Genomic DNA, 1,364 nt, shown 5'->3' with positions numbered 1-1,364 from the left:
AACTGTGAGAATCGACGGGTGCTGTCCCGGGCCGTGGCCTGACCCGCGCGAGAACGGACCGTGGTGTCCTGGTTTGGATCTGTCGGCCGCTGGTTCGGGGCGGTGCTTGCTGTCACCGGGCCGGCGGGGTGTGTCCCGATAGGGGCCTTGCCGTGAACAGGGCGCCGTCACAGTTTTGACCGCCCCGACCGGTCCGGTGTCGGCCAACCGACACTCCAACAGGCAGGGAGCGGACCGACCGTGGCCAGTATGCCCAACCGCGAGAGCGCCAGCCAGCCGCAACGCGACGCCGAGGTCGTCCTCGGGGTCGACACCCACAAGGACGCGCACGTCGCGGCCGTCCTCACGCCGCTCGGCGCAGTCCTGGCCACCGAGGCGTTCCCGGCCTCCTCGGCCGGCTACCGTGAACTGCTGGACTGGGCCCAATCGTTCGGAACGCTCACGCGCGCCGGAGTCGAGGGCACGGGCTCCTACGGAGCGGCCCTGACACGCCACCTGCTCTCCCGCGATGTCCAGGTGTTCGACGTCAACCGGCCCGACAAAGCGGCCCAGCGCCAGCAGGGCAAGACCGACACCGTCGACGCCCAGGCGGCCGCGCGGGCCGTCATCTCGGGCAGGGCCACCGCCCGGGCCAAGAGCGGCGACGGGCCGGTGCAGATCGCACGCATGTACAAGCTGGCCAAGGACTCCGCCATCAAAGCCCGCACCCAGGCCGTCAACCAGCTCAAGGCCGTCCTGGTGTCCGCGGACCCCGGCCTGCGGGAGCAACTGACACCCATGACCAACCCGGTGCTGATCCGCACCTGCGCGGCGCTGGCGTCCGACCCCGACTACCTCGGCCGCGACGACGTCCTGGACGCCACGCTGATCACGCTCCAGCTGCTGGCCGAGCGCATCCAGCAGCTGACCGCCCAGATCGACGGCCTGAAGAAGCGTCTGGCAGCCCTCGTCCAGTCCCACGCTCCGCAGCTGCTTGAGCGCGTCGGCATCGGGCCGGACAGCGCTATCACGCTCTTGATCACCGCAGGTGACAACCCCGAGCGTCTGACCGACGAGGCATCCTTCGCCGCGCTGTGCGGAGCCAGTCCAGTCGAGCGCTCCTCGGGCAAACAGCAACGCAGACGCCTCAACCGCGGCGGTGACCGGCAGGCGAACGCCGCGCTCTACCGGATCGTTCAGAGCCGCCTGCGGTGGGATTCCCGCACCCAGGAGTATCTGAAGCGGCGGACCGGCGAGGGGAAGACCCGGCGCGAAGTGATCAGATGCCTCAAGCGCTACGTCGCCCGCGAGGTCTTCTCGCTGCTGCCACGTGTCGGGCTCACACCGCTCCCGGCATGACTGCTTGACAGTCATAGGGGCATCCA

The 1,364-nt window shown here is 69.6% G+C and carries 1 protein-coding gene; it reads left to right on the top strand.

All coding sequences use genetic code 11. The features are described 5' to 3' along the window. Window positions 1-249 precede the first annotated feature (249 nt). Window positions 250-1,338, top strand: coding sequence for an IS110 family transposase (locus ACIG5E_RS39485; RefSeq protein WP_396542158.1), 1,089 nt, complete (start codon window positions 250-252; stop codon window positions 1,336-1,338). The last annotated feature ends 26 nt before the right edge of the window (window positions 1,339-1,364 follow it).

Origin of the sequence: Kitasatospora sp. NPDC053057, from assembly GCF_044546945.1 — a bacterium.
GTDB lineage: Bacteria > Actinomycetota > Actinomycetes > Streptomycetales > Streptomycetaceae > Kitasatospora.
The sequence above is the reverse complement of the archived record's forward strand: the minus strand, read 5'-3'. Positions and strand labels throughout refer to the sequence as shown.

Coding starts and splice junctions, on each gene's coding strand:
- ACIG5E_RS39485 (WP_396542158.1), top strand. CDS start 250: ATGCCCAACCGCGAGAGCGCCAGCCAGCCGCAACGCGACGCCGAGGTC.